The 16722-nt window shown below is 45.5% G+C and carries 14 protein-coding genes; 4 read left to right on the top strand and 10 right to left on the bottom strand.

Translation table 11 applies throughout. The features are described 5' to 3' along the window. Positions 1-6 precede the first annotated feature (6 nt). The gene (locus BUB19_RS05615; protein ID WP_073093455.1) at positions 7-438 is read right to left on the bottom strand and encodes a hypothetical protein; all 432 of its coding nucleotides are present in this window, start codon (positions 436-438) and stop codon (positions 7-9) included. Positions 439-745: 307 nt separating this feature from the next. On the opposite strand from BUB19_RS05615, the gene BUB19_RS05605 reads away from it, so the two are divergent. Further along, positions 746-2026 (top strand): MFS transporter, encoded by a 1281-nt coding sequence (locus BUB19_RS05605; protein ID WP_073093449.1) that lies wholly within the window; start codon positions 746-748, stop codon positions 2024-2026. A 331-nt stretch (positions 2027-2357) separates the two neighbouring features. On the opposite strand, the gene argH is transcribed toward BUB19_RS05605, so the two are convergent. From argH to BUB19_RS05560, 8 genes are all read right to left on the bottom strand, one after another. Next, positions 2358-3686, bottom strand: coding sequence for an argininosuccinate lyase (gene argH / locus BUB19_RS05595; RefSeq protein WP_073093440.1), 1329 nt, complete (start codon positions 3684-3686; stop codon positions 2358-2360). Continuing rightward, a complete protein-coding gene (locus BUB19_RS05590) occupies positions 3683-4768 on the bottom strand; it encodes a M20 family metallo-hydrolase (RefSeq protein WP_073093437.1) in 1086 nt (361 codons plus the stop codon). The genes argH and BUB19_RS05590 overlap by 4 nt, the downstream gene beginning before the upstream one ends. 29 nt (positions 4769-4797) lie before the next feature. After that, positions 4798-5598, bottom strand: coding sequence for an acetylglutamate kinase (gene argB / locus BUB19_RS05585; RefSeq protein ID WP_073093433.1), 801 nt, complete (start codon positions 5596-5598; stop codon positions 4798-4800). Between the two features lie 14 nt (positions 5599-5612). After that, positions 5613-6554, bottom strand: coding sequence for a Rossmann-fold NAD(P)-binding domain-containing protein (locus BUB19_RS05580; protein ID WP_073093428.1), 942 nt, complete (start codon positions 6552-6554; stop codon positions 5613-5615). Between the two features lie 2 nt (positions 6555-6556). Further along, entirely contained in the window at positions 6557-7708 is a 1152-nt protein-coding gene (locus tag BUB19_RS05575) for an aspartate aminotransferase family protein (protein WP_073093426.1), read from the bottom strand. A 65-nt stretch (positions 7709-7773) separates the two neighbouring features. Then, positions 7774-8745, bottom strand: a complete 972-nt coding sequence (gene argC, locus BUB19_RS05570; protein WP_073093423.1) for an N-acetyl-gamma-glutamyl-phosphate reductase — start codon at positions 8743-8745, stop codon at positions 7774-7776. Next, a complete protein-coding gene (gene argG, locus BUB19_RS05565) occupies positions 8729-9937 on the bottom strand; it encodes an argininosuccinate synthase (protein WP_073093421.1) in 1209 nt (402 codons plus the stop codon). The genes argC and argG overlap by 17 nt, the downstream gene beginning before the upstream one ends. Before the next feature lie 46 nt (positions 9938-9983). Further along, on the bottom strand, positions 9984-10685 hold the full coding sequence (locus BUB19_RS05560; protein ID WP_073093419.1) for a GNAT family N-acetyltransferase: 702 nt from the start codon (positions 10683-10685) through the stop codon (positions 9984-9986). Positions 10686-11212: 527 nt separating this feature from the next. Here BUB19_RS05560 and BUB19_RS05555 point away from each other — a divergent pair. From BUB19_RS05555 to alr, 3 genes are all read left to right on the top strand, one after another. Then, a complete protein-coding gene (locus BUB19_RS05555; RefSeq protein WP_073093416.1) occupies positions 11213-12433 on the top strand; it encodes an ATP-grasp domain-containing protein in 1221 nt (406 codons plus the stop codon). Positions 12434-12566: 133 nt separating this feature from the next. Further along, a complete protein-coding gene (locus BUB19_RS05550; RefSeq protein WP_073093414.1) occupies positions 12567-14561 on the top strand; it encodes a hypothetical protein in 1995 nt (664 codons plus the stop codon). Next, positions 14555-15712, top strand: a complete 1158-nt coding sequence (gene alr, locus BUB19_RS05545; RefSeq protein WP_073093789.1) for an alanine racemase — start codon at positions 14555-14557, stop codon at positions 15710-15712. Before BUB19_RS05550 ends, alr begins: the two co-directional genes overlap by 7 nt. A 108-nt stretch (positions 15713-15820) precedes the next feature. On the opposite strand, the gene BUB19_RS05540 is transcribed toward alr, so the two are convergent. Next, a complete protein-coding gene (locus tag BUB19_RS05540) occupies positions 15821-16540 on the bottom strand; it encodes a glycerophosphodiester phosphodiesterase (RefSeq protein WP_245802781.1) in 720 nt (239 codons plus the stop codon). Positions 16541-16722 lie beyond the last annotated feature (182 nt).

Genomic DNA, 16722 nt, shown 5'->3' with positions numbered 1-16722 from the left:
TACTGTTTAATTTAGCCAGGAAGCCCAGGGAATGCGGCTGAGAATCAGGATGAGGGCAACCCCGTAAAACATATATATACTCCTGAATTGGTTACGACTCTCTGTAAGTTTTTTTGCACGGCTGTATCCTACAGTAATCAGCGCCACGGCAAGGATATTAATCAGGGGATGTTCCAATGCGTACAAACGGCTCATGCTGTCACCCATGGTTTCACCACTTAGATTGGAGAAGCCAAGTGGACTGAGGAAATAAAGTACAATACCCACCAGCAATTGAATATGGGCGAGTATCATCCCTATCAATCCGAATTTGCGGTCTTTTTCACCAAATGTCTTGCCGCTCAGGGCCCCAAAAAGTGCCAGGATGAAACTAAAGACTATTCCAGCCAAAACGAGGTATGCCAGATAGGAATGCAGGTGTTGAAATCCGGTGGTCATATAATTATCAATTGGTTTTCTTTAACAAAAGCCTAAATACGGAAAAAAAAACCATTCTTCCATGTTTACGGGCTGCCTTTGTAGCATATTCCTCAGCCGTTGCGTGTTTCTGCAACAGGCCGGATCGATCTTTTTCAGAGGTGCATCTGCCTTAGAAGCGGCCAAAAAGCATAAATATGGAATTATCTTTTATTTTTATACGGAAGAGTTTTTTACAGATAAATATATTGGTAATTTTGCAAATAATATTTGTAATGACCTGAGTGACCGGTTTATCAGTAAGTAGTGCGTACCAACCAAGTAAGCGATGAATTATTGGAATTTTGTATTGGAAAACAGAAAACTTCTGGCATTCGGATTATTGATGACCTGTTTGTCCGGATATGGACAAACCTATCTCCTGGCCTTGTACGTGCCGTACCTGATCGAAGAATTTTCCCTGCAGAATGCCCAGATCAGTGTCTACTATATGATTGCAACCATTGCGAGTGCTTTTTTACTTCCTCAAGTGGGTAAATACATCGATAAGGTCAGCCTGAAAAAGTACACCTTGGTGTCCACTCTGATCTTCTTATTGGCGCTGATATTGATGAGTTATAATGTCCACTGGTACCTGCTGCCGGTAGCTTTTTTTGGTTTGCGTATTGCCGGACAAGGGCTTTTCAGCCACATTGCGATTACCAGCATGTCCAAATACTTCTTCAAAGGCAGAGGCAAAGCCATTAGTCTGGCTTCTCTTGGGCACCCGCTGGGACAAGCAGCATTGCCCATTCTGGTAGTAGCGCTTATCAACCTGGTAGGCTGGAGGCAATCGTTGCTGGTGAATGCCGCTATTGTCATCATCATGGTGCCCGTATACCTGTACTTCTTTATCGACGAGAAAAAGCTCGTGGTGCACGAAGAATCCACTCCTTCCGGCGATGATAGCCCAAAGAAGGAAGTCTCCCAGTGGGAAATCATGAAGTCCGGTACCTTTTGGCTGCTGGCCCCAAACCTGTTTGTACTATCTTTTACCGTCACCGGATTGTTCTTTTACCAATTTGCCATTGCCGAGTTCAAAGGCTGGACGTTGGAATGGATGGCTGTAGGGCTTACCTTTTACGCTGTTGCCGGATCCCTGGCGATCTTGTTTGCGGGGCCACTTATCGACAGGTATACGGCCAGGAAATTTTTTCCCTTTTACCTTATTCCATTTCTGGCGGCCATCCTATGTATATGGTTGCTCAATGACCAGCTTGTCATTTTTCCCTACATGATACTGATGGGTGCCTCTGCAGGCTTTGGCAATGCGATTATGTCTGCCCTGCAGGTAGAGTTATTCGGAGCTACCTACATCGGAAAGGTACGAAGTATATTTGCCTCAATAATGGTGCTTAGCTCAGCCGTCGGACCTGCTGTCTACGGCGTGGTGGTAGATGCAGGGTATGGATTTGATATTATTTTTATCGGCTCTTCCCTTCTCATGCTGCTGGTGATCGTGCAGTCTTTCAGGATCATCCCGGTTTATACCTATGCCAAGATGAAATACAGGTTTAAAAAACGGCACAGGAGATTCGATTTTTTCAATGTTTTTAACTTAAAACACTAGGTTATTTCATGCTGAAAAAATCTCTATTTTCGGTTCGATTGAGTCGCCGATTTTTGGTGTTCTATTCTACTGATTTTATATTTGTATGAATCTCAAGTAGTCATGCAGACATTCGTAGCTCTTACATTATTTACCTGTTGTTACGGACTATTCTTCCTGTCCTTTTTTCCGCTCAGGCAATTTAAAAGATTTAACCATTTGACCCGTTCGGCAAAAAACACAGTCTATCGCCAATATGATTTGACCTGGCCCTATTTTATTTCTTTCCTGGGCGGTTATATCCTGGCATCCTGTATGGTATACTTCATCCAGGATTCACTGTAGTTAACTTTTACTCTTCCCACAGCTCCTTTTCTGCCTCCACAGCCCTGGAAAAGTCTATCGCTGAGGCCTCCATTTTTCCCCGGATTTCCTTCAGGCAAAGGTTACCAATACTGCCCTCATGGGTATGTTTGATGCTGGTGCCGGGTACAAATTCATTTTTTTCTATGTCTCTCCCTACTTTTTTATAGGCATCTCTGAAGGGTATTCCTTCCAGTACCAGGCGGTTTACTTCTTCTACGCTAAAAAGATACGCATAGAAATCATTTGTCAGGAGATCTTTTTTCACACTAACGTTTTCCAGCATTAATCTGGCTATTTTCAGGCTGTCATTCAACTGTCTGAAAGCCGGAAATATGGTCTCCTTGAGCAACTGGAGGTCCCGGTGATAGCCAGTACTGAGATTGGTCAGCAGCATCATGATGCTTTGGGGGTAGGACTGTATCTGGTTGGTCTTTGCCCGGATCAGTTCAAACACATCCGGGTTTTTTTTGTGGGGCATGATGCTTGATCCGGTGGTGAGCTCATCCGGAAAATGGATAAAGCCAAAATGCTGGTTCATATACAGGATGGCGTCAGTTGCCAGCCGGTTCAGAGTTCCGGCTGTGCCGGACAAGGCAAAGGCCAGGAATTTTTCCGTTTTGCCCCTGCTGTTCTGGGCATTGATCACATTGTAATGCATGTCAGCAAATCCCAATAATCTGGTGGTCATCGCCCTGTCCAGGGGGAAAGAAGATCCATATCCTGCAGCAGATCCCAGCGGGTTGCGGTCTACCAGCGCATAGGCGGATTGCCAGAGATGCATGTCCTCTGCCAATCCTTCTGCCAGGGAACCAAACCAAAGGCCAAATGAGGAAGGCATGGCCAGTTGGGTGTGGGTATATCCCGGCATCAGCTCATTTTTGTGATTTTCTGCGAGGTCCAGCAACAAGTCAAATAGTTTTTCAATTTCTGATACGGTCTCCCGGATGGCGTGTCTGTAGTACAGTTTCAGATCTACCAAAACCTGATCATTCCTGGACCGTCCACTGTGTAATTTCTTGCCAACGTCTCCATACCGCTCAGTCAGCAGGAATTCAACCTGGCTGTGTACATCTTCAATTCCCGGCGCAATACCAAATTTACCCTCTTCAACTTCCTTCCGTATTTCACGCAGGCCCTTTTTCAGCAGCTCCAGTTCTTCATGTGTCAAAAGCCCGATACTGTTCAGCATGACCGCATGGGCCATAGAGCCATTCAGGTCGAAGGGAGCCAGGAGGAGGTCAAATTCCGGATCCCGGCCGATGGTGAAAATTTCTACTTCCTTTTTACTGGTTTTGTCTTTCTGCCAAAGTTTCATTTTTTAGGATCGGTTAATAGCGAAAAATAGGTTTCCAGCAGCTGGATATAGGTGGTAATCCCCTCACCGAGCTCTGTGGTATAGATAAATTCATCAGGAGTATGGGATCGGGCGGAGTCTCCGGGGCCGATTTTTACAGAAGGATAGGGAATAAGCGCCTGGTCAGACAGGGTAGGACTTCCGAAGGTTGCAATATGCAATGATGCTGCTGCTTTCACCAGGGGATGCTCCACATCTATCCGTGAGGATCTCAATCGCATGGACCGGGGCTGGAGTTTTGCTTTTAGCTTTTGCTGCAGTTCTGCCAGGGCCTCTTCCAGTGTATAGGCATCCGTAACCCGTACATCCAGGGTGTAACTGCAAAGATCCGGAACCACATTGTGCTGGCTGCCCGCCTGTATGATGGTCGCCGTTACCTTATTCGGTCCCAGAAAGGCAGAGGTTTTGCTAAATTCGAAGTCCCTGATAAGGATTAAATCGTCCAGTGCTTCGTAAATGGCATTGATGCCTTCTTCTCTTGCCGCGTGGCCTGCCTTGCCCTTTACCTCCCCATCAATGACGAGCAAGCCCTTTTCCGCCACTGCCATTTTCAGCTTCGTGGGTTCTCCTACAATAGCACAAGCCAATTCAGGCAATTCGGCAATCATGGACTCCATGCCGGCCTTTCCGCTGATCTCTTCTTCAGCGGATGCAAGAAAAAGGAGATTAACCGGCAACTTTTTTCCCTGAAAATAAATAAAGGTGGCCAAAAGGCTCACCAGGCAGCCACCAGCATCGTTTGCCCCCAGCCCAAAAAGCTTACCGTTCTTTTCTACGGGTAAGAAGGGATCAAGGGTATATCCCTGATTGGGGCGCACGGTATCATGATGAGAATTGAGCATGATAGTGGGAAGGTCCGGGTCAAATTCACGATGACAGGCCCAGACATTATTTCCGTTTCGATGCCAGGATATGGCTTTTTCCTCCATAAAGCCTGCCAAAAGATCGGCTGTTTTGTCTTCCTCCCTGCTAAATGATGGAGTACGGATCAGTTCCTTCAATAATGCTAAGGCTTCACTCGTTAGTTTATCCAGGTTTTCCAAGGCAGCAATTGCTTTAAGATGATCATTGTTCAGTACAAATCGTATTTCAGGGATTCGATGATGGTGCCCGCATTTTTTCCCCTGGAAGCCAGAAGTAGGTTTTCCGGCAATCCCATCCAAACATGGTTCACCCCTTTGTTTATTGCATTGAAGGCATTTTCCAATTTGGGGATCATACCCGAGTGTATGATCTTATCTTTTATCAGCTCTTTGTATATATCCTCATTGATCAGTGGAATCAGAGAAGCTTCATTCTCGGCATCCATCAGCACTCCTGTCTTGTCGAAACAAAAATATAGTTTTACCTGATGCTTTTTCGCCAAAGCAGTAGCAATTTCCGATGCGATGGTGTCTGCATTGGTGTTGAGCAGTTGCCCCTTCCTGTCATGGGTGATGGCGCAGAATACAGGCGCGATGTTTTGCTTCAACAGCGTCTCTAATAAGCCGGTATTTACACTTTCCACATCACCGACAAAACCGTAGTCCACTTCTCCAGCCGGTCTTTTGATGGATTTGATCGCATTCCCGTCAGCACCGGTGAGGCCGATAGCATTTTGCCCAAAGGCTTGCAGGCTGGCCACCAGGTTTTTATTGATCAGGCCGGCGTATACCATGGTCACCACATCCAGTGTTTCCTTATCGGTAATCCTCCTGCCATGGTGCATGTTGGGTGTAATGCCCAGAGATGTTCCGATTCTACTGGCCAATACTCCTCCTCCATGAACCAGTATTTTCGTGCCCGGAAACTTTGCGAATAGCTTCAGAAACCGGGTGGATTTCTCAGGATGATCGATGACATTTCCTCCTATTTTGATTACACTGATCTCCATTGACTCAAGCGGATTTAAAGCATGCTGTCCAGGACAGCTTGTGCTGCATATATTCTGTTTTTTGCCTGGACCTGTACCAGACTGCGTTCTCCATCCAACATTTCATCACTCAGTTCCAGGTTTCGCCTCACCGGCAGACAATGCATGATTTTGGCCTTAGCGTTGGTGCCTAGTTTATTCTCCTTCAACAACCAGTTTTCATCCACTTTTAGAATTTTGCCATACGGATTAAAAGCACTCCAGTTCTTTACGTACACAAAATCAGCATCCTGTAGTGCTTTTTTCTGGTCATACTCTATCGTGGCTCCTTTTGTAAACTGTTCGTCAAGTTCATATCCTACCGGATGGGTGATGGTAAGTTCATGTCCGCAACCCAGGGCCCATTCGGAAAAGGAATTGGCCACTGCATGGGGAATGGATTTGATATGCGGAGCCCAGGTAAGTACTACTTTCGGCTTCCTTTTTTCTTTGAAGTTTTCCCGGATAGTGACCATATCAGCCAGGCTTTGTAACGGGTGCCTGATGGCGCTTTCCAGACTTATCACTGGGATACCTGCATACTTTATAAATTGGTTGATGATGAAATCTTCCGTATCCTCCTGCTTGTTGGTTAGCGTGGGGAATGCCCGAATAGCCAGCATGTCAAAGTAGCCACCTAATACTGCTGCTGCATCCTTGATGTGCTCCACTTTGTTTTTGTTCATTAATGCTCCATCCTGCATCTCCAGCGCCCAGGACTCTTTATCCATGTTCAAAACGAAACTGTCCACTCCAAGGTTTGTCGCTGCCAGTTGTGTACTCACCCGGGTCCGCAAACTGGGGTTTAAAAAAATCAGTCCTAGCCGTTTGCCCTGTCCCTTATCTTTGCTTTGTAATGGGTTATTTTTAAATCCCAGTGCCTTTTCTATCAAGGTGTTTGCCAGTTCATGGCTTTCAAATTGAGTAAATGTTTTCATGGTTATTGAACGGTCTCTCTCTCGGTGAGGGTTAGTTTAAGGCTTTCGATAAATGATTGCAGTTCTTTTTGCTGTATGCATAGCGGTGGGAGTAACCGAATCGTGTGTTTGCCTGCCGCACTCCCTGTAAAAATATGGTGCTTGTGGATCAGGTCTGCACGATAGTTACCTGCTTCCTGCCTGGTGTCGAACCCGATCATCAGTCCCTTTCCGCGTACTTCTGTGATTTCGGGAAGCACGTTTTTCAATGCGTGGATTAAAAAGGTACCAAGGTGGATGGCGTTTTGCATTAACCTCTCTGAGGCGATGATTTCCAATACAGCCAACCCGGCCGCACAGGCCAGTTGATTGCCACCAAAGGTGGTACCCAGCATGCCATAACCGGGCTTTATGTCAGGATGGATCAATACCCCTCCGATGGGGAAGCCATTTCCCATTCCTTTGGCCACGGTGATCAAATCGGGATTTAAACCTGATGTCCATTGATGGGCAAAAAACCTGCCGGTGCGGCCATACCCGGCCTGAACCTCGTCCAAAATCAATTTCGCCCCATATTGTTTGCATAATCTTGCCAGTCCCGTTAAAAACTCGGATGAAGCAACCTGAATGCCATTCACACCCTGAATGGGCTCAATGATTATTGCGGCGATTTCTCCGGTTTTCAACGTTTTTTCTACTCCTTCCAGGTCGCCGGATTCTTCGAAATAAACCTGATGACCTGCATTGAAAGGTGCACAGATTTTAGGATTATCTGTGATGGCAACGGCCCCTGAAGTCCGTCCATGAAAGGCACCTTTAAAGGCGATAACTCCAGCCTTTCCGGTGGCAAAGGAAGCCAGTTTCAGCGCATTTTCATTGGCTTCTGCGCCTGAGTTGGCCAGAAAAAGCTGATAATCCGGTAGCCCGGACAAATCGCCAAGTTTCTTTGCCAGTTCAATTTGAATAGGAATTTTGACGGAATTAGAATAAAAAGCCATTTTTTCCAATTGCTCCCTGATGGCTGTCAGAAAATGTGGATGGCTGTGTCCTACAGATATTACCGCATGCCCTCCATACAAATCCAGGTACTTCCTGCCTTCCGTATCCCATATAAATACGCCTTTGGCCCGCTCCGGAGTCACATTTATCAATGGATATACATCAAACAATTTCATTTGCTATAATTATGATTTGATTCAGCACATGTTTTCTATAAGCCTATGCCTCTGAAGAATACCGGTTAATAAACAGAACTTTTTAGCTGTAAACCGGCTTTTTCGTCCAGTCCAAACGCAAGGTTCATGTTTTGAACCGCCTGACCAGAAGCTCCTTTCAATAGATTGTCAATAGCAGCATAGACCACAAGCTGTCCGGCTTCTTTTTTCAGGTGGACCAAACATTTGTTGGTATTTACTACCTGTTTGAGGTCAATATCGATTCTGCTAACGTAGGTAAATGCGGCATCCCGATAGAAATACTCATACCGCTGATATGCTTCTTCCAGCTCGCCGGCAAAGGGGAAATAAGCCGTCACCCAAATACCTCTTGTAAAATTGCCCCTGTAGGGTACAAACAACACAGACTGGTCAAAACCGGCGTTTAATTTTCTAAAGGTTTGCCGGATCTCCTTAAGGTGTTGGTGGCTGAATAACTTGTATACAGAAACATTTTGGTTTCTGTGGCTGAAGTGTGTGGTCGGGCTGAGGCTTTTGCCTGCACCTGTACTACCGGTGATTCCGGACATATGTACGGGCTGCTGCACCCAGCCATGCTCTACTGCCGGTGCCAGAGCAAGCTGAATGCAGGTTGCAAAGCAGCCGGGGTTGGCTATTTTTGAAGCTTGCCGGATCTGATCTGATTGGGTCTCCGGTAAGCCATATACAAATCCTTCAGATTCATCTCTGAAGTCTGTGCTGAGATCAATGATTACTGTTTGCCCGGAGAAGACATGAGTTTCCAGAAAGGGTTTGGCTTCTCCATGGGGCAGGCAGAGAAACACCAGGTCCAGGCCGGCGGTTTCTATCTGATCTGTAAAATTCAATTGTGATTCACCTATCAGGTCGGGATGTACTTCTTCCAGACGCTTATCTTTTTGACTATTGCTGTGGATCCAGGCAAGTTCTATCTGCGGGTGATGTACCAGAAGACGTAGCAATTCTCCTCCGGTATATCCGGCAGCGCCAACTACCGCTGTTTTAATTTTCTTCTCCATGGGCTGTATTTTTGTTAACCTGGTGAAAAATAGCCGTCTGATTCCCGAAAATCTTGGTGAATCCTTTGACATCTTCAGCCGTGTACCCTTTGTTCATTTCCCCGTAACTTCCAAATTTAGAAGACATGAGGTCATGGGGAGATTTGATTCCGATCATACTAAAGCGGTAGGGATGCAGTTGTACTTTCACTTCCCCTGTGACGTAAGATTGCGTACTGGTCATAAATGCTTCCAGATTTCTCATCACCGGGTCCAGATAGTGTCCCTCGTGCAGGTGATTGCCGTAAAACTCTGCCACCTGGTTTTTCCAATAGCTTTGCCACTTGGTGAGTGTGTGCTTTTCCAGTAGTTGATGGGCTTTGATGATAATCATTGGTGCGGCTGCTTCAAAACCAACCCTTCCTTTGATCCCAATGATCGTATCACCCACGTGTATATCTCTTCCGATACCGAATGGGCCGGCAATTTCCTGAATTTTTAATATGGCTTCTACCGGATGGTTGAATTGTTGCCCATTTACCTGAGTAATTTCTCCTTTTTCAAACCCTATGCTGAGGACTTCTGGCTTGGTTTTACTCACCTGAGTAGGATAGGCCTCCTCGGGAAGTGACTGGTCGGAACTCAGGGTTTCTTTTCCCCCGACGGAGGTCCCCCAGATTCCCTTATTGATGGAATAGGCAGCTTTTTCAAAATTCATGCTTACGCCATGCTGTTTCAGGAAGCTTATTTCCGCTTCCCTGCTTAATTTCAGGTCCCGGATCGGGGTAATAATTTCTACGTCAGACAGGATGGTTTGAAAAATCATATCGAAACGTACCTGGTCATTGCCAGCCCCTGTACTGCCGTGTGCTACGCAATTGGCTCCAATGCTTTTTGCATATTCGGCGAGCGCCTTTGCCTGAAGTATTCGCTCTGCACTAACAGATAAGGGGTAGGTCTGGTTTTTTAGCACATTACCAAAGATCAGGAATCTGATGACTTCTTCATAATAGGTTTTGGTGACATCCAGGACCTTAAAGGAAGCGACACCCAATTTCTCTGCCCTCGCGCCGATTTGCTGCAACTCCTCCTCTTCAAACCCGCCGGTGTTTACCAGAACTGCGTGGACTTCATATCCTTTTTCCTTGCTGAGGTGAATGGCACAAAATGTAGTATCCAGGCCTCCGCTATATGCTAAAACTACTTTTTTCATTGAAATAATTTATTTTTTATCGTTACGCTTAAAAATCCCCGTTAGACTAAGACGACTGGTCTGCTTTATCTTTGACCTTTGCCAGGGCATTCTTTTTTCCCTTGACAATATTAAGAAACATGGCCCGTTTGATCCTGATCAATCGTTCAAAAAGGCTGATATTTTTCTTGAATTGCGCAGAAAGCTTCTTTTGTTCCGTCTTTTTTACGCTTTTGGGCTCGTAAAGCATGGCTGTGCAAAGGCAGTTTGAACGGTTTTTACTCATCAGAATCGGGTAATTTACGCAACTTTGACAACCCTTCCAGAATTCATCATCTGTAGTAAGGTCAGCGTAACTTACCGGATAATACCCCAGTTCAGAATTGATTTTCATCACTGCAGCTCCAGTGGTGAGTCCAAAGATTTTGGCATGGGGATATTTTTTACGACTTAATTTGAAGACTTCTTTTTTTATTTCCCTGGCAAGTCCATGTTTCCTGAATTCCGGTGAAACAATCAGGCCGGAGTTGGCAACAAATTTTTCATGTCCCCAGGCTTCTATGTAGCAGAATCCAGCCCATTGGCCGGTAGAAGTGAGGGCAATTACCGCTTTCCCCTCCTTCATTTTGGTTTTGATATATTCTGGTGACCGTTTAGCAATACCAGTACCTCGAGCCTGCGCCGAACGCTCCATTTCTTCGGTGATCGTTTCAGCATATTGGAAATGTTCCTCGCCAGCAGCTTTGATAATAAATCTTTGATTGGCCATGGTATTCAATGTTTGGGCTTATGGTTTCATTAATACCTATACGATAAACCCTGATAAGGATGGTTTGATTGTTGGAAGAAATAATTTGCGAATTCCGGGTATCTGCGTAAGATACTTTAAAAGATAACAGGGACTAGGCCCTGAAGACTACCCTTAGGGTTTTTGCAGAAAACAATATCGGATACCCAAAAAGATTGTTATGGGCCAGGTAGGGATTGTAGGCTATGTGTACTTTGCTATTCATCGTAAACCTTACAAAGATTTATTTTTTTGGGGATATATACAAATTTCCGAAACAGATAATTTATCCTCTTGCTTTTTCAGGCCAATTCTCTGGCTGTGCAGGGGCGCTGCCTTATCTGCATTTATAGCAGGTATTCGAAAATCGGCACCAGATATACACTGCGTTTTTATAATATATTGAGATAGGAATTGAATAAAATAGGAACCTTTTTTTATTTAGCGATTTAAATTGACTTTAGCCTGTTTTTTGTTGTATACAGAAACCGAACCAAAAAAACGTAACAATGGCAAAATGTTTCGCATTAATGGGTTGGAGTTTACCCGTAATAGAAAGCATGCAAAAACTCGACAAACCTTATGTGGTAGTATCATATCCGGATTTTGAAGACTATGCCAGGGAAAACAATATACCCTTTGTGTCCTATCAGTTTAACGAGTGGAGTGACTCCTCCAATTCTCTGGACTTGAAGGCAAAGTTGGATGAGTTTGGAGCAGATGTGGCCGTTCCATTATTCGAAGAGACTGTTGAATGGGCTGGGGCGCTGAATTCGCTTTACAGAGATGATCCCCGCGTACTCAACAGGGCATTTCTTTTTAGAAACAAGGCCATGATGAAGCGAAAAGCGTTGATTGGCGGACTCCGTGTAGGGCTTTTTGAGGAGGTCTACAGCAAAGAGGGCGTTCTCAAGTTTATGGAACGATTGAACCAGGCCAACCTTCAGGTCGACGGAGAGGAAGATAGCTGGGTTCATATCAAGCCTTTTGCCTCTGCCGGAACGGTAGGACACCGGCTATTAAGGTCCAAGCAGGATGTAATGGACAAATGTCAGGAAGAAGATTTCCCGTGTCTTGCCGAGAGTCACCTTCCGGGCAAAGAGTTTTCCTGTGAGGCATTCATTCATGGCGGTAAAATCCGATTTTTAAATATTACCGAGTACGTCAAATTGGGCTATAGCAATTTTATTCCTGAAGGCAATTATCTGCATTCCAAGCGCGATAAAATCATGAAGGAGATGCAGAAGTTGGTAGATATTTTCGGAATTCAATATGGCATGATTCATCCGGAGTGGTTTTTAACTGAAAATGACGAAATCAGCTTTGGTGAGACTGCCTGCAGAATTCCTGGTGGTCACATTTTGGAACTTTGTGGCAAAGCCTATGGTTTTGATGCGCTGGCCGCATTTGTTCTCTGTCATGACCCGGACCTTACAGAACAGGAATTGGCCGAAATTCTTCCTCCGATAGATGCCCGGCCAAAGCAATTTTACGGTAATGTCATGATCTATCCCCACAAGAATCAGATATCTAAATTGATCATTCCGGAGGAATTGAAGGAGGAATCTTACTTTCTGGATCACAATCTAGTGCCACCACTATCGACACAGAAAATCAACGATAGGGAAGGGTTTGGAAACCATTTCGGCACTGTCAATTTTAAGGGAGAAGATCCGGACAGGATGACGGAGTTATTGCTTCACTATGAAAATGTGGATTTCTACCATTAAGAATCCGATTTTTATGGAGATAGATACTTTATCATAGGCGCAGCGCAGCCGGAAAAAAATATTGACAGATTTGGTTGTCAATGTTTTTTTCCTTTATCATTATACTATTGAAATTTTAAGTGTTAGACCATCCATGCAAGATCAGGAGTTATTAGAGAGAAGCCAGGAGCTTTTTAACGAGTTATTTAAGGATTACAAAGAAGCTACGGCGCTGACCAGAAAACAGAAGGCCCATAAATTGATGGGGCAACTGGATACCTGGTGTGATAGTGAGGAGGGAATTTCCAGGATTTATGACAACATACCCGCATTGGTAGAGGCGGGTATTATGGATGACTCTGCCTGGGAGCATCCGGGTAAGTTGGTACCTGCATTGGTAAATGGCACCTACAAGAGTGGTCATCCCAATTCCACCATAGAGTTGCTCAGCGAATTGAGAATGCTTGCAATCGCCAAGGGGAAAATTCAATCTACAGAAATAACTGCAGATGAAGCGGAAAACTTTGTGCAGGAAGTGATTGTTTTTAATCTTGAGTTTGTCTTCAACGAGCCGCAGGAGGAAACCAGAATCGTGATGAGTGAACATGAGCTACAGAAGGTTCATTCACTTTTTCGGTTTCTATCCAAAAGTGTGCAGCTATCAAAGGTCAAATCAAAGCTTGCAGAAGAGCTAAAGTTGATCTGCGAACAGCGGCCAGTGGTTACGGAGAAGCAAAGGAGGATTATTGCATTGGTAAAGGAGAAAATTGAGCTTAACCCCGATGATCCCGAAGACGTAGAGTTGTTGGCTTTTCAGAGGAGCATTTATCGCCCCACGGAGCGCACGACCGACCGGACCTTTCATGAATACCGACAGGCATTGAATTCATTTACGATCAACGAGCTTGAAGATGAGGCTCGGGAGATGGGAAAGGTCATGCTCCAGTTTGGACTGGTAAGTCAATATCATGCTGTTTTATTGCTGCATTTGGTAAAGAAAGAATTGCACGAACTGGTGCCTTCCTGCCTGGCACTGAGCGCTGCCGGCGAAGCCAGGTATCATGAATTCAGGGATTTCGTGAGTTTTCTGATTCTGCAAATCATAGACCCGTTCAATGCCCAATGCCTTTATGGCCTGGCGAAAATGCTGGAGAACGGAGTTTTGGCACGGGAAGCAGTGCGGTCCGGTTTGTTTAACCTTACGAAGATCAAGATTCATCCGGAGGTAGTCAAAAGGATCCTGAAATCTACAAGGACTCCCCATGAGAAGGTTACCCCCAAGCAGTACCTGATAGGTGCGTTATTTCGCATTCTGGGCCAGCCTCTTGGAGTGGGCCAGGGCAATAATCCCACCTGTCAGAGCGCCCGGGGGATCAGTATGTGGAGCCAGCATGCTCCCGCTAAACTGATCCACATGGTGCAGACTGCAGCGGAATATGATGACCTTTCTTTCAGGTTTGAAGGACAGGAGGTCAAGTATTCCCAGACCCAGCCCGGGCTGGTGCAGGTATTGGATCACCATTTGGATGCTGTTTCAGTTACCCTGGTTCCCATGTTGGACAGGATCTACAACGACATGATGCTGAAAGCTTCCGGACGGGGAGAAGATCCCCACAAGTGGGTCAACCCGGCATTGTATGGACAGTGGATTCAGATTGGGTTTGCCTCGGCATACGATTACCAATTTAATGCTATCATTGATTTTGATGGCTTTGTGAGGGTTTTTTATTCGATGTTTCACCCCAGTTACAATGGAGGCCACCGGATGGTGTATCCCAACCCGGTAGGGATTTTTGTCACTTCAGCCAAAGGAGAGATGCTGGGATTTCATGCTGTTTCGCTGCTCCGTATAGACAAGGACGACAGCGGGGAATTGAGGGCTTATTTTCTCAATCCCAACAATGAGGGTCGCCAGGATTGGGGTCAGGATATCAAACCTTCTGTTTATGGCAAAGGCGAGGTCCATGGAGAGTCCTCACTTCCATTTCATCAATTTGCTGCCAGGACCTATGCCTTTCATTACAATAACCTCGAAGCAGCGGGCATGATGAACAATGTCCCGGCAAGGGAAGTTGAAAAAGTTACCCGGTTGGCGAAGGAGAGTTGGGGAAAATCATACACCTGGTTAGAAACCAAAAGAAAATGGTAAAACACTCATCAAGAATAGAATTAAAGCAGTCTGCCTATAAAAGTAATATCAATTTTATCAGAAAGAAGATAGGTGAAAAGCCTATCCTCTCTTCTGTTGTTAAAGCCAATGCCTATGGGCATGGGATAGAGACATTTGTTCCCATGGCAGAGAAATGTGGCATCAATCATTTTTGCGTGGCATCTTCCTTTGAAGCGGAACAGGTGTTGAAAGTACGCAGGAAGGACAGCCATGTGGTGATCATGGGTATAATTTATCAGGAAGATATTCCCTGGGCAATAGAGAATGACATTGGTTTTTTCGTCTATAACTATGACAGACTGCCGGTGGCACTTGAAGCAGCCAGGAAGGTGGGCAAGCCTGCCCGGGTACACATTGAGATCGAGACGGGGGCCAACAGGACCGGCATGCACGCGCAGGAGTTTCCCAAAGCCCTGGCCTTTCTGAAGAAAAATTCAGAATGGGTGTATTTCGAAGGGCTTTGTACGCACTTCGGGGGAGCAGAAAGCTTATCTAATCAGTTCAAGATCGATATGCAGCACAAGCGGTACAAAGCAGCCCTTAAAATCTGCAAAGAAAAAAACATATTTCCTGAGTTGCGGCATATTGCTTGTTCGGCAGCTGCACTTGCCATGAAGGATACCGTGTATGACATGGTGCGTATCGGCGTTGCCCAATATGGATTCTGGCCGAGTCCGGATGTATATTTTGCCCATCTGCATGAAACCAACAAAAAATCGGATACCTCCCTGAAGCGTATTTTTACCTGGAAAACTGATGTAATGGATATCAGGAAGGTAGACCAGGGCGAGTTTATTGGCTACGGTACTGCTTTTCAGGCCACCCATGCCATGACAGTTGCTGTGTTACCCCTTGGGTATTCCAACGGCTATCCCCGTGCATTGTCTAATCGCGGACAGGTATTGATCAAGGGTAAGAAAGCACCGATCGTAGGCTTGATCAACATGAATTTATTTATGGTGGACATTACCCATATCCCAGAGGTGGAGGTAGGTGATGAAGTAGTCCTTATCGGAAGGCAAAACAATAGTGTGATCAATGTTTCCAGTTTTACCAATGTCACTCAGTTGCTCAACAACGAAATGCTGAGCCGCCTGCCTGCCGCTATCCCAAGGACAGTGGTCCGCTGATCGTTACCAGGTTCCAACCCTGACCATTAATTCTGTACTACGGCTGTTTTGCAGTGTTTTTGTTCCTGTCACTACCCACACATTGTCGTGTGCAAGCCGTATGGCTGCCTACTTCATGTTTCGCATCAGTTCGAAAAGTTTTTCCGGTTCATCGGTTGTAATGAAGTCCACATCCTGATCCAAAAGCCAGCGCATGTCCTCTTCTTTGTTTACCGTCCAGGAATTGATGGTAAGCCCCAGGGATTGTGCTTCACTGATCCACTCAGGTTTTTCTTTGAGTTTATTGATGTTATAGTCAAAACCAAAAAATCCATCTTCCTTCAACTCTGCAGGAGACTTATCACCGCTCAGGTAGGCTACATTGGCTTGGGGATCGATCTCCAGCACTTTTAATCCAATATCATAATCGAAAGTGATATAGTCTACCCAGCGTTCGGCCCCCAGTTCTTTAACCAACTTGACCGATTTTTCGGCGATTTCCCTACCCCTGTCCTTAGATATCCCGGAAGGTTTGATTTCAAAAATGAGACGGGTCTGGTGTTGAGTCATGCCGTGCCGGAGATAGGCCTCAATGGTTGGGATTTTTTCGCCATTGGAAAGGGGCGCCTCCAGCAATTCTGCATAGCTCGTTTCTTCTATCAGCATCCCTTTATGATCAGCGTCATGGTTCGCTACTAAAATGCCGTCTGCTGTCATCCATACGTCAAATTCTGACCCTTCGCATCCGAGATCTATGGCCTCCTGCAGCGAAGCCAGCGAATTTTGAGGGTGTGGAGCGGCTTTCCAGGCACCCCTGTGAGCGATCACCTTATTTGTTAAAAATTCCATATTTTGGGCATGGGTATACATTGTTCCAATGGATAAACAGCATAAGGTGATTAGGGTCTTCAGGATCATTTCAGGTCTGATGATTGTTTGCCTGCAATATTCGAAAAGAAAAACAAAAACTGCAACACATCCACCGCTATTCACAATAAATTCTGCTGTTTATCCGATCATTTTATCCTTTC

Origin of the sequence: Cyclobacterium lianum (assembly GCF_900143075.1) — a bacterium.
GTDB lineage: Bacteria > Bacteroidota > Bacteroidia > Cytophagales > Cyclobacteriaceae > Cyclobacterium > Cyclobacterium lianum.
The sequence above is the reverse complement of the archived record's forward strand: the minus strand, read 5'-3'. Positions and strand labels throughout refer to the sequence as shown.

Excerpts from the sequence above, each read along its gene's own strand:
- BUB19_RS05615 (WP_073093455.1), bottom strand. The coding sequence starts at position 438 with ATGACCACCGGATTTCAACACCTGCATTCCTATCTGGCATACCTCGTT.
- BUB19_RS05605 (WP_073093449.1), top strand. The coding sequence starts at position 746 with ATGAATTATTGGAATTTTGTATTGGAAAACAGAAAACTTCTGGCATTC.
- argH (WP_073093440.1), bottom strand. The coding sequence starts at position 3,686 with ATGAAACTTTGGCAGAAAGACAAAACCAGTAAAAAGGAAGTAGAAATT.
- argB (WP_073093433.1), bottom strand. The coding sequence starts at position 5,598 with ATGGAGATCAGTGTAATCAAAATAGGAGGAAATGTCATCGATCATCCT.
- BUB19_RS05580 (WP_073093428.1), bottom strand. The coding sequence starts at position 6,554 with ATGAAAACATTTACTCAATTTGAAAGCCATGAACTGGCAAACACCTTG.
- BUB19_RS05575 (WP_073093426.1), bottom strand. The coding sequence starts at position 7,708 with ATGAAATTGTTTGATGTATATCCATTGATAAATGTGACTCCGGAGCGG.
- argC (WP_073093423.1), bottom strand. The coding sequence starts at position 8,745 with ATGGAGAAGAAAATTAAAACAGCGGTAGTTGGCGCTGCCGGATATACC.
- argG (WP_073093421.1), bottom strand. The coding sequence starts at position 9,937 with ATGAAAAAAGTAGTTTTAGCATATAGCGGAGGCCTGGATACTACATTT.
- BUB19_RS05560 (WP_073093419.1), bottom strand. The coding sequence starts at position 10,685 with ATGGCCAATCAAAGATTTATTATCAAAGCTGCTGGCGAGGAACATTTC.
- BUB19_RS05555 (WP_073093416.1), top strand. The coding sequence starts at position 11,213 with ATGGCAAAATGTTTCGCATTAATGGGTTGGAGTTTACCCGTAATAGAA.
- BUB19_RS05550 (WP_073093414.1), top strand. The coding sequence starts at position 12,567 with ATGCAAGATCAGGAGTTATTAGAGAGAAGCCAGGAGCTTTTTAACGAG.
- alr (WP_073093789.1), top strand. The coding sequence starts at position 14,555 with ATGGTAAAACACTCATCAAGAATAGAATTAAAGCAGTCTGCCTATAAA.
- BUB19_RS05540 (WP_245802781.1), bottom strand. The coding sequence starts at position 16,540 with ATGGAATTTTTAACAAATAAGGTGATCGCTCACAGGGGTGCCTGGAAA.